This window comes from Bacillus cereus group sp. BfR-BA-01355, from assembly GCF_022663675.1.
In the GTDB taxonomy this organism is placed as follows: Bacteria; Bacillota; Bacilli; order Bacillales; family Bacillaceae_G; genus Bacillus_A; species Bacillus_A thuringiensis_S.
The window spans coordinates 1-25,714 of record NZ_JAKUFY010000030.1 but is presented as its reverse complement, the minus strand read 5'-3'; the positions used below and the strand labels follow the sequence as shown (position 1 = coordinate 25,714).

Genomic DNA, 25,714 nt, shown 5'->3' with positions numbered 1-25,714 from the left:
GCCCCACTAATAGAGTAGAAGATTACCGATCGCTAAAACAGGATGAAGAATTCACGATATAAATGCGTTTTCATTTCTTCATTTTTTGAAACACCTCCATATAATAACAGGAAATTGCCTATTTTAGAAAGTGAATTCAAATAAAATGTATATTTCAATAAGAGGTAAAATTCAGTTATTTCCCAACGACTTATTTATTTCCTAAGAAATAAATAAGCAGCTTCCAAAAAAGCTGCTTTAAAGGTTAGTAATTCTTTTGTTAATAAGCTGAATACATAGCAGAAATAGGAGTGACATACTAATAGTGATAACCACAAGTGTCCAGGCGAGTTGCATATTACTTGCGTCAATGGCCATGTAAATTGCAGTTGGGATTGTCTGTGTTTTACCAGGAATGTTCCCGGCAAACATGAGTGTAGCACCAAACTCACCGAGCGCGCGGACAAAGCTCAAAATCATCCCGCTTAGTAATGCAGGAAATGCGAGCGGAAGTGTAACGTGCAGAAAAACTTGATATTCACTTGCGCCAAGGTCACGAGCACTTTCTTCAATTTGTACATTTGCGATAGAAAATCCCGTTTTCGCTGATTGGTACATAAGCGGAAATGCAACAACTGTAGAAGCGATGATCGCAGCGGTAGATGTGAACATAATAGACTGCTGAAATAATGATTCAACCCACCTTCCGATCGGGCTGTTGTTTCCAAAGATGATAATGAGAAAGAAGCCGATAACAGTTGGTGGAAGTACCATTGGTAATAAAAATATGGTTTCTAATAGTACTTTATATCGCCATGAGGAGCGAGCTAGTGCTCGCCCGACAATCGTCCCTAAAATTGTAACGAGAATAGTGGCACACGCAGCTACTCTTAAAGATAGAAAGACAGGCGATATAATAGCATCAATGCTCATAGTAATTACGACAGGACTGTAAATCCATATTTCTTAAAGATAGATTGTGCATCTTTTGACTGCAAATACTCATAAAATGAAGTCGCCTCTTTCTTATGTTTAGATTCCTTTATAACACCTAAAGGATAGTGGATTGGCTCATGAGAAGTAGCTGCTGCTGTTTCACCAATCTTTACTTTATCTGAAATGAGAGCATCTGTTTTGTATACGATACCAGCATCGATATTCCCTGTTTCTACATATGTTAACACTTGGCGAACATCTTTTGTAAATACGACTTTATTTTGAACATCATTCCAAAGGTTTTCGTGTGTTAGAGAAGCCTTTGCATATTTTCCAGCAGGTACAGATTCAGGTGTACCAAGTGCAATTTTTTTGATTTTCTCATCTTTTAAATCTTGAAATTTTGTAAGAGAACTATCTTTAGGGATGACTAGAACTAGTTCATTTCCAAGAAGATTTTTCCCTTCTTTTTCATTAATGAATCCTTTCTTTACAAGGGTTTGGAATTTATCTTCTGCTGCAGAGAAGAATAAATCAGCAGGTGCACCTTGTTCAATTTGTTGTTGAAGTGCTCCAGAAGCACCGAAGTTAAAAGAAAGTTTGATATTTGGCTCTTTTTCTTTATATTGTTTTTCAATTTCTTTTAATGCATCTTGTAAGCTTGCAGCAGCTGAGATAGTCAGTTCAACTGTTTTATCTTCTTTAGCAGCTGACTTTGTATTCTTTTCCCCACTTGTACAAGCAGCACTAAATATAAGAAGGAAAGAAAGTATAAGTGCCCCAATAGAACGTAATGTAAATTTATTCATAAAAAAATCCCCTTTCGTTTTGATATAACTAATTATAACTAAGTATAACTAAATATAACTAGTTATAATTGAATATAATTTGAACATATATCTATTTTTAAAAAATAGGAGAAATATTCTTTTCTTTGTTACAATGAAAGGAGAAAGTGAGGAATCGTCTATGGATCATCATTCCTACACAACGGAAGAAGTAGCAAAGCGATTAAAGGTATCAAAATTAACTGTATACGACTTAATTAAAAAAGGAGAACTTCCTTCTTATAGAGTTGGTAGACAGATGCGCATTGATGCAGTGGATTTAGATCAATATATAAAACAAATGAAAACAGGAAAGGTACAAGTTACTCCTGTGAAAAACGATGGTAGTAGTATCTTGAACACGTGTATTATTAGTGGTCAAGAACTAACGTTAGATATGTTAGCTAAACGTATAGAAAATCGTTTGCCAAGTTCTAATGTTTTAAGAGCGTATCAAGGTAGCTTAACAAGTTTAGTGAAAATGTATCAAGGAGAAGGAAGTATCGTTAGTTTGCATTTGTTTGATGGTGAAACGGGTACATATAATGTTCCTTACGTAAAACGCATTTTAGTAGGTCAACCATGTATTATGATTAATTTATTGTCCAGAAATGTAGGGTTTTATGTCCAAAAAGGAAATCCGAAGAAAATAAAGACATGGGCTGACATATCCGGATCCACTATAAAGTTTGTAAATCGAGAAAAGGGTTCTGGTATTAGAGTGTTAGTGGATGAACAATTACGAATCCAAAAATTAAATAAATCCGATATTAGTGGATATGAATGGGAAGAATCGAATCATCTTGGTGTTGCCACGCAAGTTGCAAATGGAAAAGCTGATGTAGGAGTAGGTTCAGAAAAGTTTTCGCAAATTGTAAATGTGGACTTTATTCCAATCATGAAAGAACAGTATGATTTAGTAATTTTGAAGAATAAAGAAAATGAAGAGCTGGTTGAAGTCGTGAAAGATATTCTGCAATCGGAAGGATTTTATAATGAATTAAATGCGATTGGCGGATATGATATTAAGAAAACAGGTCAAATTATATATGAAACAAACTAAAAAGCTGCTTGTCTATAAGACGAACAGCTTTTTCTATATATAAAGGGGTTTGGGGAAACAAAGTATTAAATAAGACCTTGAGCAAGTGTGTAAATGAAAGCTGTAAGAAGAGTAGCTCCACTTGCAAGTCCGATAAAATGAAACTTTAATCAGTGAGGGCGGGGTATCCCTCGCTGATTATTAGTTGAACCAATCGGGCTTTTACGGGCAGTTGAACCTAAACCTAACTTCTTTGATTTCGCTGAATTTTGAAGTGGGAGTCTTACTGCCCGTTAATGCGGGGTAAAGTCTGATTTTTTGAAAGTAATGTTGTTCATTATAATCTCTCCTTATTTGTTTAATGTAGTTGCAACAGCTTTTGCATCGATAAGTGCGGATAGCACCATGCCCATTGTATGTAAAAATTTATTTGATTTCATATTGTTCATCATGCGTATCCGCTCCTTTTCGAATTGTTGTTGCCCTGCTTATGTCTTAATTATAGGAAATATGTCCACTTGCAACTATCGAATTAGCTTACGAAAGACTTACACTTTTGTAAGAAAAAAAGACATTCATGTAAGAATGTCTTTCACAGCATATTAATATGATGATGTTCTTCAATTGTTTTTAAAAAACTACGCATTGAATTCGTCATATAGCTATCTTTGCGGCGTATGAAAACCGTTGAAATACTGCCGTATTTTTCAGGGATTGCATGACAATGTACCTTACCTGCTTTAGAAAGATGATGGACAGCAGACTGTGGTACGAGTGTAATTCCGAGGCCAAGTGCAACGCTGTTTAATATTGTCTCTAATATATTGAATTCCATAATTCTTTTTGGTAGCAAACCTTCGTCTTTCAGCCATCGTTCTAATTTGGAACGGTATCCACATCCTTGGTTAAAAACGAGTAGAGGTGTTGTTGTAAATTCTTCTATATGAAAGGCTTTATTTTGTGTTATAAGCATTAATTTCTCTGTACTAACATCGTATTGTTCGATGAGTGGATGTTTAATAGGACCTGATATAAAGGCGCCATCTAATTGATGATCAAGTACTTCTCTAATTAATTCTTCTGTTAGACCCGCTTGTAATGATAAATCGACATTCGGATAGCTTTTATAGTAAGAAGATAAAATGGTAGGTAATGTACTTACTGTTTCTACTGTACCGATTTTTAATATACCGGAGGGTGTTTCACTATCTAAAAATACTTGTTTTAGTTCGTCGACATCTTGCAAAATTTTATTAACATAAACGAGCATTTTTCTTCCTTCAGCTGTTAAAGTCATCCCTCGTTTATGGCGGTAAAAGAGCGGGGTTTTTAATTCGTTTTCTAGTTGTTTAATACGTGCAGTTACATTTGATTGTACATAATTTAATTCCTTTGCTGCGTTACTTACACTACCCTGGTCGGCAACGCTTTTAAAGATTTGTAAGTCTCTTAATTCCATTTTGTAATCCTCCTTGATGTTAACTATCATTATAAATGATAGTTAACATCATTTTGAATCATTTTACGTGATATATTTTTTCTTTTACAATTCTCTTTGTGCAAATAGAAAGAAACGGGGGATTGCGGTGAGAAGAGGTCAAATGATAATAGGGGCTTTAGCTTGTTTAATTGCGAGTATGTCATGGGGAGCGATGTTTCCAGTTGCTGATCATGCGCTAGAATACATAGATCCATTTTATTTTTCGCTTATTCGCTATGGAGCGGTGGCGATAATGCTGATTGTATTGTTGTTAATGAAAGAAGGAAAACAGGCATTTCGTTTAGAGGGAAGAGGAAAGTTACTCGTCTTTTTTGGAACGATGGCATTTACAGTATATAATGTCCTCATATTTTTAGGGCAAATGTTAATGGGTAAGTCGGGTGTAATGGTAGCTTCCATTATGGAGGCACTTATGCCGATGATTTCTATTTGTATTTTATGGGGATATAAGCATATAAAACCGAAGAAGTATATGATAACGAGTATGGTTATTGCTTTTGTAGGAGCTGTGTTTGTTATTACAAAAGGTGACATGAGTTTCTTTGTAACATTGAAAGATAATATGTTCTCATTAGCATTTATATTTATTGGTGTTGTAGGCTGGGTTATTTATACGATGGGTGGTCAAACTTGTAGTGATTGGTCAACATTACGTTATTCTACGTTGACGTGTGTATTCGGTACGACTGTTACAGGAATTATAACGGTAATTATTACGTCGCTTGGATATATTTCAGTTCCGAGTATGGGAACGATTTCTATTGTAAAATATGATTTGTTATTTATGATGACATTGCCAGGTATTGTAGCGCTACTTGCTTGGAACTACGGTGTGAAAATTTTATCATCCATTAATGGGATTTTATTTATTAATTTTGTACCAATTACGACTTTAGCTATTATGATGATGCAAGGGTATCAAATCACAATGTTTGATATTATAGGGACTGTACTTGTTATTGCAGCGCTTATTCGCAATAACGTTTGTCAGAGAAAAGAAGAAAATATAAATAAGAGAGTTTTACAAGAAGAGCAATTACGTCAAGCTGTTTAATAGGCAAATGGAGGATTTCACATGTTAGAAAGTTTATTGTTTTTCTTCGCCGTCGGAGTTGCCTGTGAGCTTGCAGCAATTAATCGAAATGGTCGTAAAAAGATAAAACAACAAGCTGAGCTGATACAGCTTTTAAAAGAATTGAAAGAAAGAAAAAATTAAAAAGACGACCGGGCATAGACGGTCGTCTTTTTCTATATAAAGGGGAAAGGGGACACAAAGTTATACAAGCGTAGCAGCGTAAATGAAAGCAGTAAGAAGAAGAGAGCCGCTAGCTAATCCTAAAAAATCTAATTTGTTAAAAGCAATGTTATTCATAATACATTCTCCTTACTTGTTTAATGTAGAAGCAACAGCTTTTGCATCGAAAAGAGCTGATAATACCATGCCCATTGTATTTAAGAAATTGTTCGTTTTCATTTTGTTCATCATATTGATCCACTCCTTTTCGAATAATTGTTGCCCTGTTTCTGACTTAATTGTATGAAATATAGTAAGAAGTAACTATCGAATTAGCTTACAAGAAAATTACACTTTTGTAAGAATTGAAATTTAACAATTCATCCTTAATTTTATTACCAACTCCTAAAACTTAGTGTTATAATTATTATAAGAATATGATTATACTTCGGATGTTTAGAAAGGAACGAAACAAATGTATAAACCAATTACATTTTTGTTGAAATATATATTTAAAACAGCTGGGAAAGTAGAAGTACAAGGAAGAGAAAAGCTACCAGAAGGTGGACCGTATGTTGTTGCGTGTACACATACAAGTTTTATGGATGTATTAATGTTAGCTACAGGGATGTATCCAACTCAAATTCATTACATGGCAAAAAAAGAGTTATTTGAAGGTAAATTCAAAAATTGGTTCTTTAAAAATGTAAATGCATTCCCTGTAGATCGTGCGAATCCGGGACCAAGTACACTTAAAATACCATCACGTTTATTAAAAGAAGGAAAGGTAGTAGGAATTTTTCCGAGTGGAACGAGATCAGCGGAAGATGTTTCATTAAAAGCGGGTGCTGTGACAATTGCGATGCGTTCTAATGTTCCGTTAGTACCAGCAGCTTATGTTGGTCCATCAAGTGTAAAAGAATTAATAAAGGGGAAAAAGGCACAATTGATTTTTGGAGATCCAATTCAAATTGAGGCTGGAGAACAAATAGATCGAAAAACCGCTATGAAAATGATGACAGATCAATTAAATGAGAAGTTTGAGGAGTTAAAAGAAGCTTTGCAATCAAATCAAAAATAAGAAAAGACGACCGGGCATAGACGGTCGTCTTTTCTATTACTATTTATAATAAAGGGGAAAGGGGACACGAAGTTATACAAGCGTAGCGGCGTAAATAAAAGCAGTAAGAAGAATCGAGCCACTAGCTAGTCCTAAAAAATCTAATTTGTTAAAAGTGATGTTATTCATAATACATTCTCCTTACTTGTTTAATGTAGAAGCAACAGCTTTTGCATCAATAAGAGCGGAAAATACCATGCCCATTGTATTTAAGAAATTGTTTGTTTTCATTTTGTTCATCATATTAATCCGCTCCTTTTCGAATAGTTGTTACCCTGTTTCTGACTTAATTGTATGAAATGTTGCGGAAAGTCACTATCGAATTAGCTTACAGAAAAATTACACTTTTGTAAGAGAAACGAATGAAGGTGTAATGATAAGAAGATTTGACATATGTTCATGAGATTCATTAAGTTAAAGGTAGAGGTGAGTGTATGGCTAATATTAAAGATATTGCAAAGATGGCGGGAGTTTCAGTTACGACTGTTTCGAGAGTGTTGAATGATCACCCATATGTAAGTGAAGAAAAAAGAAAAGCGGTTATAGAGATAGTTGAGAAATTGAATTACTCGCAAAACGCAAATGCTGTTCATTTATCAAAAGGAAAAACGAATATTGTTGGTGTGATTTTACCGTATATTAATCATCCGTGTTTTGATGCGATGGTGAGCGGAATGATGGAGACTGCGTTAGCGCATAATTACAGGGTGCTACTTTGCCAAACGAATTATAATAAAAAAGAAGAAATGAAAAGTTTACATATGTTAAAAACAAAACAATTGGATGGTCTTATTATTTGTTCACGTGCAAATGATTGGGAAACGATAGAACCGTATGCTTCTTACGGCGCAATAATTGCTTGTGAAGACAATGATATTTCAAACATCTCAAGTGTATATACGAATCATTCAGCGGCCTTTCAATTAGGAATGGATTATTTGATTGAGAAAGGTTATAAAAAAATTGGTTATTGTACGGGAAGAAAATTAGGGCCGAGTAGTCAAAAGCGTTTTGATGTTTATAAACAGCAATTGCAATCTATAGACGAAGATGTTAATGAAGAATGGATTTTTACAGAATGTTTTACACTAGAAGATGGTGTGAAAGTAGCTCATAAGTTAAAAGAGATGCAGGATCTTCCTGAAGCATTAATAGTAGCAGGTGATGAGGTTGCGATTGGTGTTATGACAGAGGTTGAAAAATTAGGCATTCAAGTTCCTGAGGATTTAGCAATTATTGGCTTTGATAATCAACCTATCTCACAAGTGTTACAACTGACAACTATTGATCAAAATTTAAAGGAGATAGGGAAAACTGCTTTTGAAATGTTGCATAGAAAAGTGAATGACGAGAGTTCTGAACAAGAAAAGCTGGAAATTCCATACGAACTTGTGGAACGCTCTACAGTTTAATTTTAATCCGTTATGTGTATAATCGCATAACGGATTATTTTTTTTGAAATATCTTTGACAGGAAACGCGTTTCATACTTTATAAAGGAGTTAAACCGGTTTGTAATAATCCATGGATTCTTTTCAAGTGTTAATGCAATGAATAGAATTTGGAGGAATATGCATGAATGAACTTTTATCGAGTATGAAAAAGTATGTAGATGATGATGAAAAGATTCTGGCTTTTGTGGTAGGGATATTTGAGAAGGATAATTTTATATTATCGTATCAACATGGGGTTTTTGTTGCCACTACTAGACGTCTCCTTTTTTACGGGAAATTTCCGTACTATTCTTCAACATTTAAAGAGTATTCATATTTGCATATAGATAGCATAGATTTTCATCCGTATTTTGAATTTACTTGTAATCATGAAACCATTCGCGCTAAGTATATTCAGAAAGGGAATGTGGAGCAATTTGTCCGTGCAGTTAGAGTAAATATGAATAATTAATCACCCCTATGTTTAAACATAATATTTCAATTTTTAACAGGGAAAAAGCGGAATAAAAACCACTTCTAAACCTCTAGGAGATAGTGATACAATGTCAAATGGGGGGAGGGTATGAACTATGGTTAATCAACGTATAAAGGAAATAACACTAATTACAATTGGTTCATTATTATTCGCAATTGGTATTAATTACTTTGCAATTCCAAACCGTTTATCGGAAGGTGGAATTATTGGTTTAACGGTTGTTACGTACTACTTATTTGATTGGTCACCAGGAATTGTGAACTTTGCTATAAATGCAATTTTACTAGCTGTTGGTTATAAATTTTTTGATAAGAAAACAATGATTTATACAATTTTAGGGATTGTAGAAACATCTTTGTTTTTATACGTTACAGAACATATTGAATATCATGTAAATAGTGATACATTATTAGCAGCTTTATTTGCTGGCTTATTTGTGGGTATTGGATTAGGCTGTATGTTCAAAGCCGGAGGTACATCGGGAGGATCAGCAATCTTAGCTCAGTTAGCAAATCAATATTTAGGTTGGAGCGTAGGTAAAGGCGTACTAATTATTGATATTGTTGTAATTGCTGGTTCTGTATTTATAATAGGGCAAGAAAAGGCGATGTATACACTTGTGGCTGTGTTCATTGGAGCGAAGGTGATTGATTTCATTGTAGAAGGAATGGACACAAAAACGGCTGTTACGATTATTTCGAATCAACCAGATTTAATTCGTGAAGCTATTACGAAAAATATGACACGCGGTGTTACTGTATTAGAAGGGCGCGGCGGATATACTGGTAAAAATAAAGAAGTTTTATATGTTGTTATTAATAAACAAGAGCTTGTTAAGTTAAAACAAGTTATTAGCCGGGTAGATGAAGATGCTTTCGTTGTTATACATGATGTACGTGATGTACTTGGCGGTGGCTTTAAAGCAAGCTAAAAGGTGAACGAGTAAATTCGTTCACCTTTTTTAATTCTTACAAAAATGTAAGTGTAATGTAATGAGATTCAATAGTAGATTTTATTCCCCCTTTTTAAAATGGATGTATATATATCCTGCAGAGGAGGAATGTTTATTATGAAGAAAAAAATGATCACTACTATAATAGCGATGATAGTGATAGTAGTAATGTTACTGCCTACGAAACTTGGACCGGTTATCGATAAATATAATCCACTGTATAAGACGAAAGAATACTATACGGTTGTGAATACAATTGGTCAGCATATCGGTGATGAGTGGTATGAATATGAATTTATTGCATTCGATGAACGTGGTAGAGAGCAGAAAATAAAGAAAACGGTTAAGCATATGTTAAAGAGAGATGAAGCATTAAAGGTTTTTGCAAAAGGGCGTTACGGTGAGTCCATTGAAGAGATTGAGGTTGCAAATATTCCTATAAATGCGAAGAGTAAACTTTTAACGGTGAGATAGCGAAATATACCCCCAGCTATTTTTTGTCGAAAATAAAAATACTGGGTAAGGGTATTTTTAAGGTTAACAAAAAAGCCTTAGTCCATATAGACTAAGGCTTTTTTGTTATATAAAGGGGAAGGGGGTACATTGTAGTAGCATGGGTGAAAGGTATAAGAAGAGTAGCTACTAGCAATGTAATTTGGTTATGTGATTGTTCTTCTTATTTGGCTTACTTTCTAACTTTATTGTACGAAATATAAGTAAGGAGAACTATCGAATTACATTACACATAACTTACAAACATGTAAGCCTTCTGTAATGTAATTCGATAGTTAAAAGATAGTAATTTTCATATAGTGTAACTAGAAAGTCTCAATGTATTACTTTCTGTTTGTAATGAAGAATGAAAAACCAACTAATTTTTAATAATCCTCATCTGAATAAAGATGGGGATCTTTTTTAAACCTTACAACATTGTAAGGTTTACGTAAGTTAATTCGATAGTAAATTTGTCATATTTTTTGCATAATAGATACAGATAGAAAAATAATTAGGGATCTAGTAAGAAGGGAGAAAAATGGGATGCGTAAAGAAGAAGTAGTGAAGTTACCAATTAAAGATTTCTGTAGCTACTTTACTGTTGCCGTAGTGTGTATTGGATTATTTGATATCATAACAAACTTAATTGTTAAATAATATAGATGCTAAAACAAGAAAGGAAGTCCTTTCTTGTTTTTTTTATGGGGGCATAAAGATGAAATGGATTGATAGTCATATACATGTTGATCAATATAAGGATGAAGAGAAGAGCAGATTACTAAAAGAGGTGGAAAATAGTAATGAAATAAAGGGGCTTATTGCGGTATCTATGAATTATCAATCTTGTAAGGAAACGTTATCTTTAGCGAAGAAGTATCCCTTTATATATCCAGCGATAGGGTTTCATCCAGAACAACAGATTCATAAAGAAGAGTGTGAACAGATTTATCAACTTATTGAACAGAACGCAGAGGAAATTGTTGCGATTGGTGAAGTAGGTTTGCCCTATTATTTGAGAAAAGAAGATGAAAGAATTGCTGCAGATCCATACATAGCTGTATTGAAAAAATTTATAGAACTAGCTAGTAAGTATAATTTGCCGATTGTATTACACGCAGTTTATGAAGATGCTGACATTGTATGTGATTTGCTAGAGAAATATAAAGTTTCACGTGCACACTTCCATTGGTTTAAAGGAAGCGATGAAACAATGAAACGGATGATGAGAAATGGTTATTATATTTCGATTACACCGGATGTTTTACATAAGGAGAAGATTAGAGAAATCGTTTCGTATTATCCGCTTGAATATATGATGGTAGAAACAGATGGACCGTGGGAATTTCAAGAGGATGTTATAACGCACCCAAGAATGATTCGAGAGGTATTAAAGGAAATTAGTTCTATAAAAAACATATCCATTGATAAGGTCGCAGAAACAATATATGAAAATACAAGTCGATTTTATTTGAAAGGATAGGAGAATTATAGTTTTAATCATGTAACGGAAAAAGTAAAAGTTGAATTTATTTAGTAAAATACCACGGTTTGATATATGACAAAAAACCACCAAGCGTTCCGCTCGGTGGTTTTGTATTAGGATTCTAATTTTTTCGCACGTTTTAATAATAAAAGAAAGACAATGATAACGAACCCTAGTATAAGGAAGAAGCCATATTGCTTTATATAATCAATTATGTCATTCGCACTGGTTGGTTTTTCAACGTGAATGCCATCTTTATTCGTCGTAATATGAATATCTTTCATTTTTACTTCATTCTTTTCCTTTTGTAAATCAATCCATTCTATATTTGGAATACTCTCTAGATCCTTTAACACTTCTTTTAATGGTTTCACACCTAAGTAAGGATGATAGAATGCTCCAATAACCCCATCGGATAATTTAGCAACAGATAAAGCATTTTCTTTCATTTTAGCAATAGCTTGTGGCTTATCTTCTTCAATAAAACCGACTGTTTCAGGCATTAATTTCATTCCATGTAGAAATGATGGTGTACTTCTATATGCTGGAGAGTGCATGGATTTCCAAGTTGTATCACTTAACTGTAGTTGTCCTACATAAGTTGAAAAGTATCTTGATAATATTTCATACCCTTTTTGAGACATTGTGTAATGAGGTGCTTCAAAGGCGACAGGATATAGTTTAGCATCTACAAGTTCTTGAATCCCCTTTTCGATATGATCTGTCGTATATTTTTCCTCAAACTCTTCCCCTTTTTTTACATATTGGTTATATGCCTCTATATTTGGAAAGTCATCTTTTGTCTTCGGTTTTTCATGTTTCGGTTGGCGAATTGGTTGATCTGTCTTTACGTCCCAAAATTCAAAACCTTCCCCAGTTTCACTATCATAAAATTGATGAGTGTAACCATGCATAATAATCGCTGCACCATCATCTTGCATAGAGCGTAAAAGATCGACTAGTTCGGGTTTATCTTTTAAATGTAGTGTTTTACCTGTATCTGGATCTGTATATACAGGAATAACAGTGATCATGTAAGGAATCTTTTTCTCTTTTAGTAATTCAGCAATTTCTTTTAATTGATATGTATCTGCGGCTGGGTGAACATCCTCAAGACGTAAATAAGCTAATTTTTTATTAGTTTCGGGTTTTTGCTGAAAATAAGAAAATAGGCTTTCGCCAATATAATAAGATATCCAATCAAAGAGGTTAGAAGTTGCTACATAATAAGAATTGTTTTGCTGTACAATTAATGGATAAGTATTATTTCCTCTTAAAGCATGGGCGAGAATTGTTCCATTTGTGTCAAGTTGTTTAATTGTTCTTTCTTCTTCTAATATATTCTTTAGTTTACGTGTTGGATATTCAATTGTATCAGAGTTTATATCTTCATTTTTAAGTGTGATAAATGAAAAACGATTAGATAACTGTTCTATATTTTGACCTAAAACTAGTAATGGTCCTGGGAATCCTTCTAGAAATTTCTTTGCTTCAGTAGAAAGTTCTTCTTGTTTTTCACTCATGTAAATAACATGTGTATACGAAGATTTATCAGTTATTTCAGCTAACTGTTTTATGTTTTTAATTGTTATATTATTAGTGAAATGTCCTACTTGTGTATTAAGTATTTGGATATCACTTGTAATTTGATCATCGTTTGAACTGTATAAAATAAGGGTTTTTGGTTGTTCGGTTTTTTGTGCGGAAATAGGGACAGGAATTAATAGTAGTAAACTAAATAAGAGTAACAGCCATTTTTTCATATTATTATTCTCCTAGTTTATATTTAGAATTCAATTTACAATTATATACAATAAATGCGTTATAGTCTATGAAAGTTACATTTTTGCACGTATTTACCAGATTTTTTTCACAAAATCGGTCTAAAGCATGATGATAATATGTATAGTTATTTGCTATGATAAAAGAGTAGTAGAATGTAGGTAATTGTAAAGGGAAGGCTGAAAGGGGACAAATTTCAGCGGAGAAAGAGGTAGAGGTAGTGAAGAAATTCTTTGTAGGATTTTTAGTTGTTCTTGGAGTATATTTATATTTCCAAGGAAAGTCTGAAGGAATGGATAAGCTAGTGAATGGAACAAGCTATGTTGATTCAGAAGAAGCAAAACAGATGAAACAAATCATTATAGAGGAAGCGAAGAAAGTAAATCTTCCGGAATGGATACCTCTTGCAATTGCTGAGCATGAAAGTCGATTAAATCCAAGAAGTGTTGGAGATAATGGAACTTCATTCGGATTGTTTCAACTACACCGCGGCGGCGGGCTTGCACCAGAACATTTAACTGATGATGAGCTGAAAGATCCACGTACAAATGCGCAAATTGCAATGCCGCATTTAATGAAAGGATATAAGCGTGGGGTGCAAAAAGGTTTGACTGATTTTGCATTACTGAAATATATAGCGAATACATCTGGATGGCCAGGGAATTTAGGGCCAGAGTGGACGGATAATAACATGAAGTATAACATCGGATTAGAAGATGTGTACTATCGAAATAAAGGTGTAATTAAAGAGTAGGTTTTGATACCTACTCTATTTTTTTTTGATAATCGTTTCATTTTGTGAAATACTCCGCTAGTTGTATTTTTACGTATTCTAGTTTTGTGGAAACTTGAGGTATTTTATATCCTACATACAGCGGTGAAACGACAAACCTAGGAACAACTTTACAAATGATTTTTCCATTTAAGTAATAGAAGAATAAGTTATAACTACTGCATCCTTTATGGAAATCTGTCAGTATGTAACGTACAGTTTGCTGAATGTAATTTGCCATGTCATCTATATATGAAATATTATCAATGATTATATTGAATTCAGTGAAGCCAATAATGGGACGCTCTGAAATATTAAGCTCAATGCGTTCGTTTTTTTGAACAATTACCCCTTGGAAATTTTCTTCTTCAATATTTTCAAGATAATCTACATATTTCATTCCGATAATTTGCATGTGTGCATGATGCAAACTTCCACCTGAAAATGGACCGTGATTTTTGTATAAAATTACAGATGCGAACTCTTCTTTCTTCTGTAAGTGTAACCAATGTTGAATAGAAAATTGCATTAATTTCCGCATATGTTCTTCTGTATATGTTGCGATATGATCTTCGCAATTATCGGTTTCAATTAACACTGTTTGAAATGTATCTTGTAATGTAGGAAATTTATTTTTTAACCAAATAATAGAACCATCAGTTGCTAAAATATCCGTTAAATGTTCTGTATCGCAAAATGGACATGCAGCGCTTCTATTCCGAATACTTTCTGGTTTTTGTTTACCGATATCGTTTAAAAAATATAGTTGTTGTGTATCCATTTATATATATGCCCCTTTAAAATATGTGTAAAAATCCCGCTTAATACATTCGGGAAAAGGAGAAGGAAATCCTCTAAAGGAATAAGGGGAAAAATAAAAGACAAGATATCCTCATTACGATAGGGTACCTTGTCTTTTATTTTTTCTCTAATAGTGTGTATGGATAATATAGAACATTTTCAGTATTTTTCTTTTTTCTATTTTTTATTGTGTATAAGGTAATTGCTGTGCTTGCAATTATAATAATGGCTTTCTTCATATTCATATACCCCTTTTTATTGTTGGTTTAATTCTTGGCTAACTGCTTTTGCATCGACCAAAGCGTGTAAAATCATTTTTACCATGTTCATCATATTTCTTCACTCCTTTTTATAGTTCATTTAGTTCTTTTACAACTGCTTGTCCGTTCACTAATACCTCAAAGATTGCTTTTACGATTTCTTTTATCATGTTTGTTTCCTCCTTTTGTTTGTCTCTCTTGTTTACATCTTTATTGTATAGGGAGGCATCTTTTCGTACTATCGCTTTCTATTACGTGAACATAACAGTTTTGTAAGATTTGATGTCACTCATTGAAATGTTTAGTCTATCTTCATTATTTTCAGAAAAATGACTATTCAAACATGAAATAGGGAAGTATAATAAAGAAGTAAGTATTAAATTCCGTACGAAAGGGGTGAATGAGATGAAACGTTCTTTAGCTGCACGTGCCAAATTTTTAGATTTTATCTATTTTTGTCGTGCGATTTTTCATGATGTAGTTGTTAACGGGATACGTATGCCCTTTTTTAACAATTGCATAGTGACTATTGAACGATAGGAATCTCTTCACCCATTTTTAATAAACGTGTGAAAAGGGAGCTATTTGGCTTCCTTTTTCTATGCCGAAAACCATGGGGAATGTTTCTTTCTCATGGTTTTTTATATTGAAAGGAGTACGGAAAATGACTATTTGTAGTGTAAATAATGTAACGAAATCTTTTGGTGGAAACATCATATTTGAAAATATATCGCTTGAAATAAAGAATGGTGAACGTGTTGGGTTAGTTGGTCGTAACGGTAGTGGGAAGACAACAATCTTTGGGCTTCTAACGGGAATGGAGAGTTTGGATACAGGAGTTATTCATATGAAGAAAGGTACACGTATTGGTCATGTCGCACAAATTCCGAAGTTCGATGAGGCCATGACTGTATATGATGTATTGAGTTCCGCTTTTAAAGTAGAAAAGGAATTAGAAAAAGAAATGCATACTCTAGAAAAAAATATGGCAGAAGAGCAGGAACAATCTTCTTTGCAAAAGCTAATGGAGAGGTACGGAGTAATTCAAGAAAAATTTGCATTTCTCGGTGGTTATGAAATAGAGGCAAATATAATGAAGGTAGCAAATGGCTTACAAGTGACAAACTTATTTTCAAGAGTATTTACGGAATTAAGTGGAGGAGAACAGACGAAAGTAAGCCTTGCATATATGCTATTGCAGAAACCAGATTTACTTCTATTAGATGAACCAACAAATCATTTAGATTTGTTTGCAGTTGAATGGTTAGAGCAATTTTTAAAAGAATATAATGGAACAGTTATGGTTATTTCACATGATCGCTATTTCCTTGATGAAGTTGTAACGAAAATTTTTGATTTGGAAGATGGAGAGATTCACGTGTACCATACGAATTATTCTCAGTTCGTTGAGGAGAAGGAAGAAAGATTACTTCAAGAGTTTCAAGCTTATCAGGAGCAACAAAAGAAAATAAAGAAAATGAAAGAAGCAATTAAGCGTCTACGTGAATGGGCAAATCAAGCGAACCCTCCGAATGAAGGATTGCATAAAAGAGCGAGAAATATGGAACGTGCGTTAGAACGTATAGAGAAATTAAAGAGGCCGATTTTAGAACGAAAACAGATGGGTCTTCAGTTTGAAGGGCAAGAGAGAAGCGGTAAAGATGTTGTTGTAATGAAAGAAGTGAGCAAAGGTTTTGCTGGCCGACCTTTATTTGAACAAGCGAATTTACATGTGCGTTTTCAAGAGCGTGCGGCTATCGTTGGTCGTAATGGCACAGGAAAGACTACATTATTAAAACTACTATTAGAAGAAATAAATCCAGACGTTGGTGAAATTCGAATTGGTAGTAGTGTCAAAATTGGTTATTTATCACAGCATACGTATGGCAATTTGAAGAGTAATGTCTTGGAAGCGTTTAGAGAGTATGTAGCTGTAACGGAAGGAGAAGCAAGACATATATTGGCTAAGTTTTTATTTTATGGTCCAGCAGTATTTAAGAAAGTAACGCAACTGAGCGGTGGAGAAAAAATGAGGTTAAGACTTGCGCAACTTATGTATCAAGACATCAATTTTCTAATTTTAGATGAGCCGACAAACCATCTTGATATTGAATCAAGGGAAGTTTTAGAGGAAGCCCTTGAGCAATATAACGGGACGATTTTAGCTGTTTCACATGATCGTTATTTTTTAAATAAGTTATTTGAAAAGACGTACTGGATTGATGAATGTAAATTATTTGAGTTTGCAGGAAACTATGCATGGGCTCGTCAAAAATGGGAAGAAAAGCTTGAGAAGCAAGTAATAAAGCAGAAACGCCAAGGGAGAAAGAGTGTTGAAATGGTTCCAGTAAAAGAGAAAAAGGCTAGGAATCTTGAAGAGATTGAAAATGAGTTAATGCATGTAGAAGAAGATATATATGCAATAGAATGTGAAATGGAACATGTAGCTGATGTTGAAAGACTTGAAAAATTATATGAGGAAAAAACGATGAAAGAGTTGTTACGAGCGAAGTTATATAGTGAGTTAGAGAATATTGTGGAGTAAAGAGTAGAAAGCCACTTCCTTTCAGTTTTGCTGGAGGAAGTGGCTTTTTCATAATGATATTTTGCTTTAAAGATTAAATGAAGCGATGTGTTTCACGTGAAACAGTAACTTAGATAAATCCGTGTTCCTCAATTTGCATAGCTTGTGAAGCATATGAAATGATAAGGTGAAAAATAAATGTCATTAGTGGCTTTTCAATAGGAGTAATCACAAAAACAAAGACTAATTATTTCCCGAGAGATAAAGTGAGACTTTAATCAGTCCTCACGAATCGGGCTTTTACGGGCAGCACGCCCCCCACCTAACTTCTTTGCTTTCGCTGAATTTTGAGGTGAGGGTCTTACTGACTGGAAAATAGTGGGATAAATATGTGTAAAAGAGACTAGTGAATGAAAATGAAAAGAGAGCAAAGTTACAGCTTTACGCGCTGAACTCTGCTCTCTTTTTGCGTGGTATCTTCTCTCGTTGAAATTATAATAGCGATCCCGAGCATGATAAAAAAAGCTAAAAAGAGGACGAACTTTGGGAAGAACGGGAATAGTAATAGCGCCCCGACTATCATAATTGTTAATAATACGTAGTGCAGGACGTATTGGAATAGGTTGTCCATATTTTCGCCCCCTTTTTGGTAATTGGTTATTAGTATTCTATGTTTCATGCTGAAGAAATAGAAGTAGATTTTTAAGTTTTTAATACGAATTATAGCTGAGTTTTCTTAAAGTATAAATGTAGAGATAAAATTTTGGAAAAATTCTAAAAATATTTATTTAGAAAGAATTGACAAAACATAATGAACGATATAAGCTAATAACCATAAAGTCTACCGGAAAGGTCGGAATAAGATTGTTACCCCTCAAAAACATCTATTTTTTTACGATTAAAACCGACTTTTCCGATTGGCTATAAGTGTTGCTGTGGGAGGCATACATAAGCTAATAAGTTCAAAGGGTATAACTATTAAACAGTTAGGGTGGGGACAATGAAGAAAAAAACAAAAAAATGGGCTGGTGTATTTTCAGTATTACTGAGTAGTTCGCTTGTGTTATCTGCTTGTGGGGGACAGGAGGATACGGCTTCTACAGAACCAGTAAAAAAGCAGGATTTAAAAGACTCTAAGATTGAATCAATTCCAGCTACAGATAAAAAGAAAAGTCCAGAGAAAGCAAATCAACGAAAAGATACTTTTATTACAGCCATTTCTAAGCCAGGGGGAGTTTTCCTTCCGTATTTCCAAGATAATGGTTGGGATGGAAATGTAACGTCTGTTATTTTTGCGTCATTAGTAACAACAGACAAACAAAGTAAACCTGTTCCGGACCTTGCAGAAAAATGGGATATTTCTGCTGACCAGTTAACATATACATTCCACTTACGTAAAAACTTAAAATTTAGTGACGGGTCGCCTTTAACAGCGGATGACGTAGCATTTACATTAACACTACTTCATGATAAAGCGTATGAAGGTGGATTGGATATTGCTCAGTATGCTGTTAAAGGTGGGAAAGAATATAAAGAAGGAAAAGCAACTTCTATTGAAGGAATCCAAGTTGTTGATCCACAGACAATTAAAATTACAACTGAAAAAGTTAATTCACAGGCGCTAACGAATTTAGGTGGCCCAGTGCTATCAAAAGCTTATTATGGAAAAGATTATAAACAAAATACAAGTTTAGACTATTTAAAAGCATTATATGGGCAACCAATTGCAGCGGGTCCATATAAATTTGAAAAATATGTTCCAGGTCAAGAAGTCCGCTTTGTTGCTAACGAAAATTATTATGCAGGTAAACCAAAAATTAAAAACTTTATTTACAAAATCACATCAGGTGATACTGGATTCCAATTATTCCAAACAGGTGAACTGGACTATAGTGGGTTTAGAGCGAACCCTGAAAATATAGACCAATTAAAAGGATTAGAGTTTGCAAATATTAATCTTGAATCATCAAGTGATATTGCTTATATCTATGTAAATAATAAGAAGTCGTATTTGAAAGATAAAAAGGTACGCCAAGCACTTACTTATGGATTAGACCGTAAGAAGTATGTGGATACAGCTTTACAAGGCTATGGCTCTGTCGCTAACGTACCAATTGCTCCAGTTTCATGGGCATATACAGAAGAAGGTATTAATAAATATCCGCATGACGTAGAAAAGGCTAAAAAATTATTGGATGAGGCTGGTTGGAAAGTAGGTTCTGACGGGGTTCGTGAAAAAGATGGTCAAAAATTAAAATTAACATACTACGCATCAAATACAGGTAAAACAAATGATATCTTTATTCCGATTGCAAAAGAAAGTTACAAAGAAATTGGTGTTGAATTAAATCCAGAGTTGATGGACTTTAATACGATGCTTTCAAAAGTAGGAAAAGGTGACTACGATTTAGCGGCAGTTTCAACACCAGGAATTAGTGATCCAAGTGAAGTTGTAAGTGAGTACTTATCAACTAATCCAAAAAGTGATACGGGTTATAATAATCCGAAAGTAGATGATTTGATTGTAAAAGGTATAGGAACGACAGATATTGAAAAACGTAAAGCGATTTATAAAGAGCTGTATAAAGAGTTAAGTGATGATCCACCAGTTATTTTATTAAACTATCGTAAACTACTTTATGCTCATAATGCACGTATAAAAGGAATTGATCCAGAAAAGTACGATAGCATCAGTTCCAACTTACCAGTGTTATCTATTGAACAATAAGGGTTGACCTAAATAATAGAAGACGTTTTTTCACACAGCAATGGAATGGTAGCTGTTTTGAAAAAATGTTCTTCTATTTTTAAGTAAATAGGATTGGGGAGACAAAAGGTGAAAACATATATCATTCGTAGGTTTCTACAAATGATTCCTACATTGTTTGGTACGTCTATTATTATCTTTTTCTTATTTGCACTCTTACCGGGTGATTATATCGATTCAAATCCAAAATTAACACCAGAGAGGGCTCAAGAATTAAGAGAGTTGTACGGTTTAAATAAACCGATTATTGAAAGGTATTTTCATTGGTTAGTGAATGCTTTGCATGGTGATTTTGGATTTTCTTTACAGTATCAAGAACCGGTAACTTCATTACTTAATAAATTCATTTGGAATACATTTATTGTTGCTGCTGCAGCTTTATTTTTCACTTGGATTATTGCTCTTATTATTGGGGTTATTTCTGCAACAAAGCAGCATTCTTGGTTTGATAGATTGGTAACAATCGGTGTCTTTGCAGCAATGTCATTTCCATCATTCTTTATCGGACTATTTTTAATTAAATTATTAGCAGTTGATTTAAAGTTATTACCTATTGGTGGCATGATTGATATTGGGAGTAACTCAACAGGGATAGCATACATATTAGAAGTATTACGTCATATGATTCTACCTGTATTTATTTTAACGCTTCTTGGTGTAGGATCGTTAACACGCTATTTTAGAACGGGCATGTTGGATGTTATTAGGCAAGATTATATTCGTACTGCTCGTGCAAAAGGTTTAAAAGAAAGAACCGTTATTTATAAACATGCATTGAAAAATGCAATTTTGCCAGCAATTACATTACTCGCTTTTGAATTACCGGGTTTATTTTCAGGAGCTATTATTATTGAACAGATTTTTAATTGGCCAGGGATTGGGAGTATTCAATTAGAAGCATTAAACTTCCGTGATTATACGGTATTAATGGCCTTTACAATGTTTCTTTCTTGTTTAACGATTATGGCTAATTTCTTAGCTGATATTGTATATGCGTTTGTTGATCCAAGAATTCGATTGAAGTAAGGGGGGAAAGATATGGAGACTATTACACCCATAATAGAGAAAAAGAAAGAACGGAAAAAGAGAAATGAATCATCACCATGGCGCCAAGCGTATAAAAAAATCAAGAAAAATAAGATGGCACTGTGTGGCTTATACGTTTTAATATTTATGTTTTTATTTAGTTTTATCGGTCCAATCTTTTCACCGTATGCTGATGGGAAAGTACAAGTAACACAAATTAATAAACCACCCAGCCTGTCACATTGGCTTGGAACAGACCAGTTGGGACGGGATATTTTAACTAGACTTATGCAAGCAGGGCGTATTTCATTAACAATTGGTTTAGCGTCGATGCTACTATCCGTTATACTAGGTGCTCTATTAGGAGCCATTGCTGGTTTTTATCGAGGAGTTGTAGATCATTTAATTATGCGTGTTGCAGATGTCTTAATGTCCATTCCAGGATTACCGCTACTTATTATAATGGGAGCAATTTTATCAGAATGGAAATTACCATCGGAGTACCGTTTATATGTTGTAATGATTATTTTAAGTTTAGTAGGATGGCCAGGACTTGCCCGTCTTGTGAGAGGACAAATTTTAACATTGCGGGAGCAAGCCTTTATGCAAGCGGCAGATGTATTAGGATTAAAAGATTCTCGAAAAATCATTCATCATCTAATTCCTAACGTCTTTCCGTTACTTATTGTTGTAGCAACTTTGGGTGTGGCTGGATCTATTTTAAGTGAGTCCGCGCTAAGCTACTTAGGTCTCGGCGTCGTCCCACCTACACCATCATGGGGGAACATGATTAGCGCAGCTAACTCATTAATTGATTTCCAAAAGCGTCCGTGGTTATGGATTCCGCCTGGTTTTGCAATCTTTATAACAGTTGTATCAATTAATTTACTTGGTGATGCACTTCGTGATGCGTTAGATCCAAAGATGAGACGGTAGGTGAGAAGGTATGAGTAGAGCGGTAGTAGAGCTAAAAGACTTACAAACACACTTTCAAACGGAGGAAGGGACAGTGAAGGCTGTAAACCATGTTAGCTTTGCTGTTCGAGAAGGTGAAACGGTTTGTGTAGTAGGAGAATCAGGTTGCGGGAAGAGTGTAACGGCTTTATCTATTATGGGGCTTATTGCTGAATCTGGCAGTGTAGTGGGTGGAGATATTTTATATGAAGGAAAAAGTCTTTTAGGAATGAAAGAGAAAGAACTTCGTAGTTTACGAGGCAATGATATTGCAATGATTTTCCAAGAACCGATGACATCTCTAAATCCCGTCTTCACTGTAGGTGAGCAAATTGTAGAAACGCTAAGGGAGCATGAATTACTTAGTAAAAATGAAGCGTATAAGAAAGCAATTGAGTTAATTCGTAAAGTTGGCATAGCTCGTGCTGATGAAATTGTCCATTCTTATCCGCATGAACTGAGCGGCGGGATGTTACAACGTATTATGATTGCTGTTGCGCTTAGTTGTAATCCTAAGTTATTAATTGCAGATGAACCAACAACAGCTCTTGATGTTACGATTCAAGCCCAAATATTAGATTTACTAAGACAAGTGAAAGAAGAATTTAAAACGTCGATCTTATTAATTACACATGATTTAGGTGTCGTAGCAGAAATGGCTGATTACGTTGTCGTTATGTATGGCGGGAAAGTTATTGAAGAAGCTCCGGTATTAGAGATATTCCAAAATCCAAAACATCCTTATACGAAAGGATTATTGAAATCAAAACCAGTAATGGGAAAACGAATAGATAAACTATATTCTATTCCAGGGCAAGTTCCAAATTTAGTTGGTTTAGGTGAGTTTTGTTACTTTAGTGGGCGTTGTGAGCATTGTATGGAAATATGTGAAAAAGAAGCCCCAAATCTAAATGTAAATGATGAAAATCATAAAGTAGCTTGCTGGTTATATGAGGAGCGTGCGGAGCAATGAGTGAACCATTATTAGAGGTAAAAAACCTAAAGACATATTTTCCAATTAAAGGTGGCATATTTAGTAGAACGATCGGACATGTAAAAGCAGTTGATGGAGTAAGTTTTACTATTAATAAAGGCGAAGTGTTTGGTCTCGTTGGCGAATCAGGGAGCGGAAAAACAACGATAGGAAAAACAATTTTACGTCTCGTTCAAAAAACAGAGGGGGAAGTGAAGTTTAAAGGGAAAGATGTTCATTCTTTATCCAAGGATGAATTGAGAAAACATCGCCCTAATATGCAGCTCGTTTTCCAAGATCCATTTAGCTCATTAAATCCGAGAATGAGAATTGGAGAAGCACTTGGAGAGCCGATGTTGGCCCACGGATTAGCGACGAAAGAAAATGTTCGTGAAAAGGTAATTGAAGTATTGGAGTTATGTGGCTTAGCTCCTTATCATATTGACAGGTATCCCCATGAGTTTTCTGGTGGACAACGTCAACGTATCGTAATAGCAAGAGCTATGGTATTAAATCCAGAATTCATTGTAGCTGATGAACCTGTGGCGGCACTAGATGTATCTATCCAAGCACAAATTATTAATTTATTTAGTGAGTTACAGGAGAAAAAGGGATTATCTTATTTATTCATTTCACATGATTTAAGTGTAGTAGAACATTTATGTACGAAAATCGGAATTATGTATTTAGGTACGATTGTGGAGACGGCGCCGCGTGATGAGTTATTTACCAATCCGCTACATCCTTATACAAAAGCATTGTTATCAGCCGTTCCAATACCAGATCCAACAGTGAAGCGAGAGCGAATTATACTAGAAGGGGATATTCCAAGTCCAGCAAATCCACCTTCAGGTTGTCGTTTTCATACACGTTGCCCGTTTGCAACAGATGTTTGTAAAAAAACAATACCAGAATTTCGTAATGTTGGTGATGATCATTTTGTTTCTTGTCATCATGTATAAAAAAAGGACTCTTTCAAATGGAAAGAGTCCTTTTTTTATTTACTAGATGAAGTTTGTTTCAATACAAATTGCTCGATTGCGTGAGCAACACCATGTTCATTGTTTGTTAATGTTACAACATCACATAGTTTTTTTACATCTTCTTCAGCGTTGCCCATTGCAACAGATAAGCCTGCTACTTCTAACATTGGTACATCATTAAAATTATCACCAATAGCAACTGTATCTTCAATAGGAATATTAAAATGAGCTGCCATCTGCTGTAGCCCGTTTCCTTTATGTCCATTCTTATCCATAATTTCTAAGTTAGTAGGAGCTGATGCTGTAACCATAATATCAGCGTCTTCTTGTAACACGCTTAATAGCTGTGCGCGATGCGCTGCATTAAATGTTGAAATGAAGAATTTAGATATTTCTAGTTCTTGGTTATTTACAACATCTTCTATTTTTTTGAAATCAGTAATTAAGTTCGATTTCTTTTGCTTTTCTGTAATTCGTTCAAGTTCCTCTAATGTAACATCGAGCGCCTGCTTATTTTCTTCGAACGCTTGCATCACTTGATCTTGCCATGTATATGGAGAATAAACTCCTTTATTTGTATATAACTTATATGGGAAACTTTCAGATTCTAGTAATTTTGCAAGTTTGTACACTTTGTCGTTTTGTATACAACGCGAGTTAATTACTTTTCCATCCACATAAACAATAGCCCCATTGCTTGCTCCGACTGGAAGAGATAATTTATATTCTTCCAATAGCTTTAAAGCATCCTCTTTCGCACGACCAGAACAAATCATTACAATATGACCAGCTTCTTGTGCAGTTTGGATTGCTTGTAGGTTTTCTTTGGAGATTTCAAGATTAGATGATAGTAGTGTACCATCCATATCTAATGCGATTAATTTCAAAATGACCACCTCTTTGTTTTTATTATACATAGTTATATAGAGGAAACATATAAACTTATCTTGGAAAGACGGTATTTTATCTCATATTAAAAGTAAGTAAAGATTAGATAGGTTTAGTGTCACTAAATAAACTGTTTGTAACAAAAATAGAGAGGAGTATGACTATATTTCACTTTATGACTGTAATATTACATGAATGTTACAAACGTGAGCTTAGTGAAAAGTGCATTAAATAAAGATTTTTGGGGATTATTATAAAAAAACGTAAAAAAAGTGTAATAAATTTCACGTTATTATATTGCAACGTAACAATAGTTATGTTACATTAATGTTACAAACGTTACGTTATCAAATTTAATGTAACGTTAACATAAAAACTATGAAATAAACATTTCTTAGAAATTACATATAGATAACTTATGAAAAGGGAGGATAAATGATATGAAAGAGCAAGTATTACAAGTAACAAAAGGTGACTTCGTAGGATC

At 34.2% G+C, this 25,714-nt stretch carries 28 protein-coding genes and 1 pseudogene; 18 read left to right on the top strand and 11 right to left on the bottom strand.

From position 1 onward, the window contains the following. Positions 1 to 237: 237 nt before the first annotated feature. A complete protein-coding gene (gene modB, locus MR167_RS12615; protein WP_000020519.1) occupies positions 238 to 912 on the bottom strand; it encodes a molybdate ABC transporter permease subunit in 675 nt (224 codons plus the stop codon). Positions 913 to 917: 5 nt separating this feature from the next. Next, entirely contained in the window at positions 918 to 1,724 is an 807-nt protein-coding gene (gene modA, locus MR167_RS12610; protein WP_001032237.1) for a molybdate ABC transporter substrate-binding protein, read from the bottom strand. Between the two features lie 160 nt (positions 1,725 to 1,884). Between modA and MR167_RS12605 the strand changes: the two genes are divergently transcribed. Continuing rightward, complete coding sequence (locus tag MR167_RS12605; protein WP_016078966.1) at positions 1,885 to 2,805, top strand: substrate-binding domain-containing protein; 921 nt, start codon at positions 1,885 to 1,887, stop codon at positions 2,803 to 2,805. Between the two features lie 65 nt (positions 2,806 to 2,870). Here the strand turns inward: MR167_RS12605 and MR167_RS12600 are convergent. Both MR167_RS12600 and MR167_RS12595 read right to left on the bottom strand, forming a co-directional pair. Then, positions 2,871 to 2,951, bottom strand: a pseudogene (locus MR167_RS12600) (DUF3948 family protein); the annotation flags it as partial. Positions 2,952 to 3,376: 425 nt separating this feature from the next. Continuing rightward, a complete protein-coding gene (locus tag MR167_RS12595) occupies positions 3,377 to 4,243 on the bottom strand; it encodes a LysR family transcriptional regulator (protein WP_106082484.1) in 867 nt (288 codons plus the stop codon). Positions 4,244 to 4,370: 127 nt separating this feature from the next. On the opposite strand from MR167_RS12595, the gene MR167_RS12590 reads away from it, so the two are divergent. Together MR167_RS12590 and MR167_RS12585 are read left to right on the top strand one after the other, a co-directional pair. Then, positions 4,371 to 5,339 carry a DMT family transporter gene (locus MR167_RS12590; protein WP_002083994.1) on the top strand — a complete coding sequence of 323 codons (969 nt, stop codon included), beginning with the start codon at positions 4,371 to 4,373 and terminating at the stop codon, positions 5,337 to 5,339. A 21-nt stretch (positions 5,340 to 5,360) separates the two neighbouring features. Continuing rightward, positions 5,361 to 5,501 carry a YrzO family protein gene (locus MR167_RS12585; protein WP_000894065.1) on the top strand — a complete coding sequence of 47 codons (141 nt, stop codon included), beginning with the start codon at positions 5,361 to 5,363 and terminating at the stop codon, positions 5,499 to 5,501. Between the two features lie 60 nt (positions 5,502 to 5,561). On the opposite strand, the gene MR167_RS12580 is transcribed toward MR167_RS12585, so the two are convergent. Then, the gene (locus tag MR167_RS12580) at positions 5,562 to 5,657 is read right to left on the bottom strand and encodes a DUF3948 family protein (protein ID WP_001059387.1); all 96 of its coding nucleotides are present in this window, start codon (positions 5,655 to 5,657) and stop codon (positions 5,562 to 5,564) included. A 337-nt stretch (positions 5,658 to 5,994) separates the two neighbouring features. Here MR167_RS12580 and MR167_RS12575 point away from each other — a divergent pair, with 337 nt between their 5' ends. Further along, positions 5,995 to 6,600, top strand: a complete 606-nt coding sequence (locus tag MR167_RS12575) for a lysophospholipid acyltransferase family protein (RefSeq protein WP_000277778.1) — start codon at positions 5,995 to 5,997, stop codon at positions 6,598 to 6,600. Positions 6,601 to 6,672: 72 nt separating this feature from the next. On the opposite strand, the gene MR167_RS12570 is transcribed toward MR167_RS12575, so the two are convergent. Then, complete coding sequence (locus MR167_RS12570) at positions 6,673 to 6,768, bottom strand: DUF3948 family protein (RefSeq protein ID WP_001059999.1); 96 nt, start codon at positions 6,766 to 6,768, stop codon at positions 6,673 to 6,675. A gap of 305 nt (positions 6,769 to 7,073) precedes the next feature. On the opposite strand from MR167_RS12570, the gene MR167_RS12565 reads away from it, so the two are divergent. From MR167_RS12565 to MR167_RS12545, 5 genes are all read left to right on the top strand, one after another. Continuing rightward, positions 7,074 to 8,051 (top strand): LacI family DNA-binding transcriptional regulator, encoded by a 978-nt coding sequence (locus MR167_RS12565; protein WP_001273902.1) that lies wholly within the window; start codon positions 7,074 to 7,076, stop codon positions 8,049 to 8,051. Positions 8,052 to 8,213: 162 nt separating this feature from the next. Next, on the top strand, positions 8,214 to 8,543 hold the full coding sequence (locus MR167_RS12560) for a PH domain-containing protein (RefSeq protein ID WP_001004243.1): 330 nt from the start codon (positions 8,214 to 8,216) through the stop codon (positions 8,541 to 8,543). 118 nt (positions 8,544 to 8,661) lie between these two features. Next, entirely contained in the window at positions 8,662 to 9,498 is an 837-nt protein-coding gene (locus MR167_RS12555) for a YitT family protein (protein WP_000248045.1), read from the top strand. Positions 9,499 to 9,636: 138 nt separating this feature from the next. Further along, on the top strand, positions 9,637 to 9,993 hold the full coding sequence (locus tag MR167_RS12550) for a YxeA family protein (protein ID WP_000728426.1): 357 nt from the start codon (positions 9,637 to 9,639) through the stop codon (positions 9,991 to 9,993). A 736-nt stretch (positions 9,994 to 10,729) separates the two neighbouring features. Continuing rightward, complete coding sequence (locus tag MR167_RS12545) at positions 10,730 to 11,494, top strand: TatD family hydrolase (RefSeq protein ID WP_098901805.1); 765 nt, start codon at positions 10,730 to 10,732, stop codon at positions 11,492 to 11,494. Positions 11,495 to 11,610: 116 nt separating this feature from the next. Here MR167_RS12545 and MR167_RS12540 read toward each other — a convergent pair whose 3' ends face one another. Next, positions 11,611 to 13,260 (bottom strand): DUF2334 domain-containing protein, encoded by a 1,650-nt coding sequence (locus MR167_RS12540; protein ID WP_242314761.1) that lies wholly within the window; start codon positions 13,258 to 13,260, stop codon positions 11,611 to 11,613. A gap of 239 nt (positions 13,261 to 13,499) precedes the next feature. Here MR167_RS12540 and MR167_RS12535 point away from each other — a divergent pair, with 239 nt between their 5' ends. After that, positions 13,500 to 14,033 carry a transglycosylase SLT domain-containing protein gene (locus tag MR167_RS12535; RefSeq protein WP_000713249.1) on the top strand — a complete coding sequence of 178 codons (534 nt, stop codon included), beginning with the start codon at positions 13,500 to 13,502 and terminating at the stop codon, positions 14,031 to 14,033. Positions 14,034 to 14,070: 37 nt separating this feature from the next. Here MR167_RS12535 and MR167_RS12530 read toward each other — a convergent pair whose 3' ends face one another. Beyond that, positions 14,071 to 14,832 (bottom strand): DUF4931 domain-containing protein, encoded by a 762-nt coding sequence (locus tag MR167_RS12530; protein ID WP_002162952.1) that lies wholly within the window; start codon positions 14,830 to 14,832, stop codon positions 14,071 to 14,073. Between the two features lie 136 nt (positions 14,833 to 14,968). Beyond that, complete coding sequence (locus tag MR167_RS12525; protein ID WP_002083998.1) at positions 14,969 to 15,097, bottom strand: hypothetical protein; 129 nt, start codon at positions 15,095 to 15,097, stop codon at positions 14,969 to 14,971. Between the two features lie 420 nt (positions 15,098 to 15,517). Between MR167_RS12525 and MR167_RS33335 the strand changes: the two genes are divergently transcribed. Together MR167_RS33335 and abc-f are read left to right on the top strand one after the other, a co-directional pair. Beyond that, complete coding sequence (locus MR167_RS33335) at positions 15,518 to 15,652, top strand: RAxF-45 family protein (RefSeq protein ID WP_000830643.1); 135 nt, start codon at positions 15,518 to 15,520, stop codon at positions 15,650 to 15,652. Between the two features lie 73 nt (positions 15,653 to 15,725). Next, the gene (abc-f, locus tag MR167_RS12515; protein WP_242314778.1) at positions 15,726 to 17,657 is read left to right on the top strand and encodes a ribosomal protection-like ABC-F family protein; all 1,932 of its coding nucleotides are present in this window, start codon (positions 15,726 to 15,728) and stop codon (positions 17,655 to 17,657) included. A gap of 412 nt (positions 17,658 to 18,069) precedes the next feature. Here the strand turns inward: abc-f and MR167_RS12510 are convergent, their stop codons facing one another. Next, on the bottom strand, positions 18,070 to 18,267 hold the full coding sequence (locus MR167_RS12510; RefSeq protein ID WP_000369259.1) for a hypothetical protein: 198 nt from the start codon (positions 18,265 to 18,267) through the stop codon (positions 18,070 to 18,072). A gap of 369 nt (positions 18,268 to 18,636) precedes the next feature. Between MR167_RS12510 and MR167_RS12505 the strand changes: the two genes are divergently transcribed. From MR167_RS12505 to MR167_RS12485, 5 genes are all read left to right on the top strand, one after another. Further along, complete coding sequence (locus MR167_RS12505) at positions 18,637 to 20,364, top strand: ABC transporter substrate-binding protein (protein WP_000730676.1); 1,728 nt, start codon at positions 18,637 to 18,639, stop codon at positions 20,362 to 20,364. A gap of 108 nt (positions 20,365 to 20,472) precedes the next feature. Continuing rightward, entirely contained in the window at positions 20,473 to 21,429 is a 957-nt protein-coding gene (locus tag MR167_RS12500; RefSeq protein WP_000860687.1) for an ABC transporter permease, read from the top strand. Between the two features lie 12 nt (positions 21,430 to 21,441). Continuing rightward, entirely contained in the window at positions 21,442 to 22,365 is a 924-nt protein-coding gene (gene opp4C / locus MR167_RS12495) for an oligopeptide ABC transporter permease (RefSeq protein ID WP_000447957.1), read from the top strand. Between the two features lie 10 nt (positions 22,366 to 22,375). Next, positions 22,376 to 23,356 (top strand): ABC transporter ATP-binding protein, encoded by a 981-nt coding sequence (locus MR167_RS12490; protein WP_000085614.1) that lies wholly within the window; start codon positions 22,376 to 22,378, stop codon positions 23,354 to 23,356. After that, positions 23,353 to 24,318 carry an ABC transporter ATP-binding protein gene (locus MR167_RS12485; protein WP_001294500.1) on the top strand — a complete coding sequence of 322 codons (966 nt, stop codon included), beginning with the start codon at positions 23,353 to 23,355 and terminating at the stop codon, positions 24,316 to 24,318. The genes MR167_RS12490 and MR167_RS12485 overlap by 4 nt, the downstream gene beginning before the upstream one ends. A gap of 35 nt (positions 24,319 to 24,353) precedes the next feature. Here the strand turns inward: MR167_RS12485 and MR167_RS12480 are convergent, their stop codons facing one another. Then, the gene (locus tag MR167_RS12480) at positions 24,354 to 25,226 is read right to left on the bottom strand and encodes a Cof-type HAD-IIB family hydrolase (RefSeq protein WP_000766426.1); all 873 of its coding nucleotides are present in this window, start codon (positions 25,224 to 25,226) and stop codon (positions 24,354 to 24,356) included. A 441-nt stretch (positions 25,227 to 25,667) separates the two neighbouring features. On the opposite strand from MR167_RS12480, the gene MR167_RS33675 reads away from it, so the two are divergent. Then, positions 25,668 to 25,714 (top strand): DUF3948 family protein (locus MR167_RS33675; protein WP_134819041.1); only part of this gene is annotated, 47 nt, incomplete at its 3' end.

Bases quoted from the DNA above. Each gene is read 5' to 3' on its own strand.
- modB (WP_000020519.1), bottom strand. From the start codon at position 912: ATGAGCATTGATGCTATTATATCGCCTGTCTTTCTATCTTTAAGAGTA.
- modA (WP_001032237.1), bottom strand. From the start codon at position 1,724: ATGAATAAATTTACATTACGTTCTATTGGGGCACTTATACTTTCTTTC.
- MR167_RS12605 (WP_016078966.1), top strand. From the start codon at position 1,885: ATGGATCATCATTCCTACACAACGGAAGAAGTAGCAAAGCGATTAAAG.
- MR167_RS12595 (WP_106082484.1), bottom strand. From the start codon at position 4,243: ATGGAATTAAGAGACTTACAAATCTTTAAAAGCGTTGCCGACCAGGGT.
- MR167_RS12585 (WP_000894065.1), top strand. From the start codon at position 5,361: ATGTTAGAAAGTTTATTGTTTTTCTTCGCCGTCGGAGTTGCCTGTGAG.
- MR167_RS12580 (WP_001059387.1), bottom strand. From the start codon at position 5,657: ATGAATAACATTGCTTTTAACAAATTAGATTTTTTAGGATTAGCTAGC.
- MR167_RS12575 (WP_000277778.1), top strand. From the start codon at position 5,995: ATGTATAAACCAATTACATTTTTGTTGAAATATATATTTAAAACAGCT.
- MR167_RS12570 (WP_001059999.1), bottom strand. From the start codon at position 6,768: ATGAATAACATCACTTTTAACAAATTAGATTTTTTAGGACTAGCTAGT.
- MR167_RS12565 (WP_001273902.1), top strand. From the start codon at position 7,074: ATGGCTAATATTAAAGATATTGCAAAGATGGCGGGAGTTTCAGTTACG.
- MR167_RS12560 (WP_001004243.1), top strand. From the start codon at position 8,214: ATGAATGAACTTTTATCGAGTATGAAAAAGTATGTAGATGATGATGAA.
- MR167_RS12555 (WP_000248045.1), top strand. From the start codon at position 8,662: ATGGTTAATCAACGTATAAAGGAAATAACACTAATTACAATTGGTTCA.
- MR167_RS12550 (WP_000728426.1), top strand. From the start codon at position 9,637: ATGAAGAAAAAAATGATCACTACTATAATAGCGATGATAGTGATAGTA.
- MR167_RS12545 (WP_098901805.1), top strand. From the start codon at position 10,730: ATGAAATGGATTGATAGTCATATACATGTTGATCAATATAAGGATGAA.
- MR167_RS12540 (WP_242314761.1), bottom strand. From the start codon at position 13,260: ATGAAAAAATGGCTGTTACTCTTATTTAGTTTACTACTATTAATTCCT.
- MR167_RS12530 (WP_002162952.1), bottom strand. From the start codon at position 14,832: ATGGATACACAACAACTATATTTTTTAAACGATATCGGTAAACAAAAA.
- MR167_RS12525 (WP_002083998.1), bottom strand. From the start codon at position 15,097: ATGAATATGAAGAAAGCCATTATTATAATTGCAAGCACAGCAATTACC.
- MR167_RS33335 (WP_000830643.1), top strand. From the start codon at position 15,518: ATGAAACGTTCTTTAGCTGCACGTGCCAAATTTTTAGATTTTATCTAT.
- abc-f (WP_242314778.1), top strand. From the start codon at position 15,726: ATGGGGAATGTTTCTTTCTCATGGTTTTTTATATTGAAAGGAGTACGG.
- MR167_RS12510 (WP_000369259.1), bottom strand. From the start codon at position 18,267: ATGGACAACCTATTCCAATACGTCCTGCACTACGTATTATTAACAATT.
- MR167_RS12505 (WP_000730676.1), top strand. From the start codon at position 18,637: ATGAAGAAAAAAACAAAAAAATGGGCTGGTGTATTTTCAGTATTACTG.
- opp4C (WP_000447957.1), top strand. From the start codon at position 21,442: ATGGAGACTATTACACCCATAATAGAGAAAAAGAAAGAACGGAAAAAG.
- MR167_RS12490 (WP_000085614.1), top strand. From the start codon at position 22,376: ATGAGTAGAGCGGTAGTAGAGCTAAAAGACTTACAAACACACTTTCAA.
- MR167_RS12485 (WP_001294500.1), top strand. From the start codon at position 23,353: ATGAGTGAACCATTATTAGAGGTAAAAAACCTAAAGACATATTTTCCA.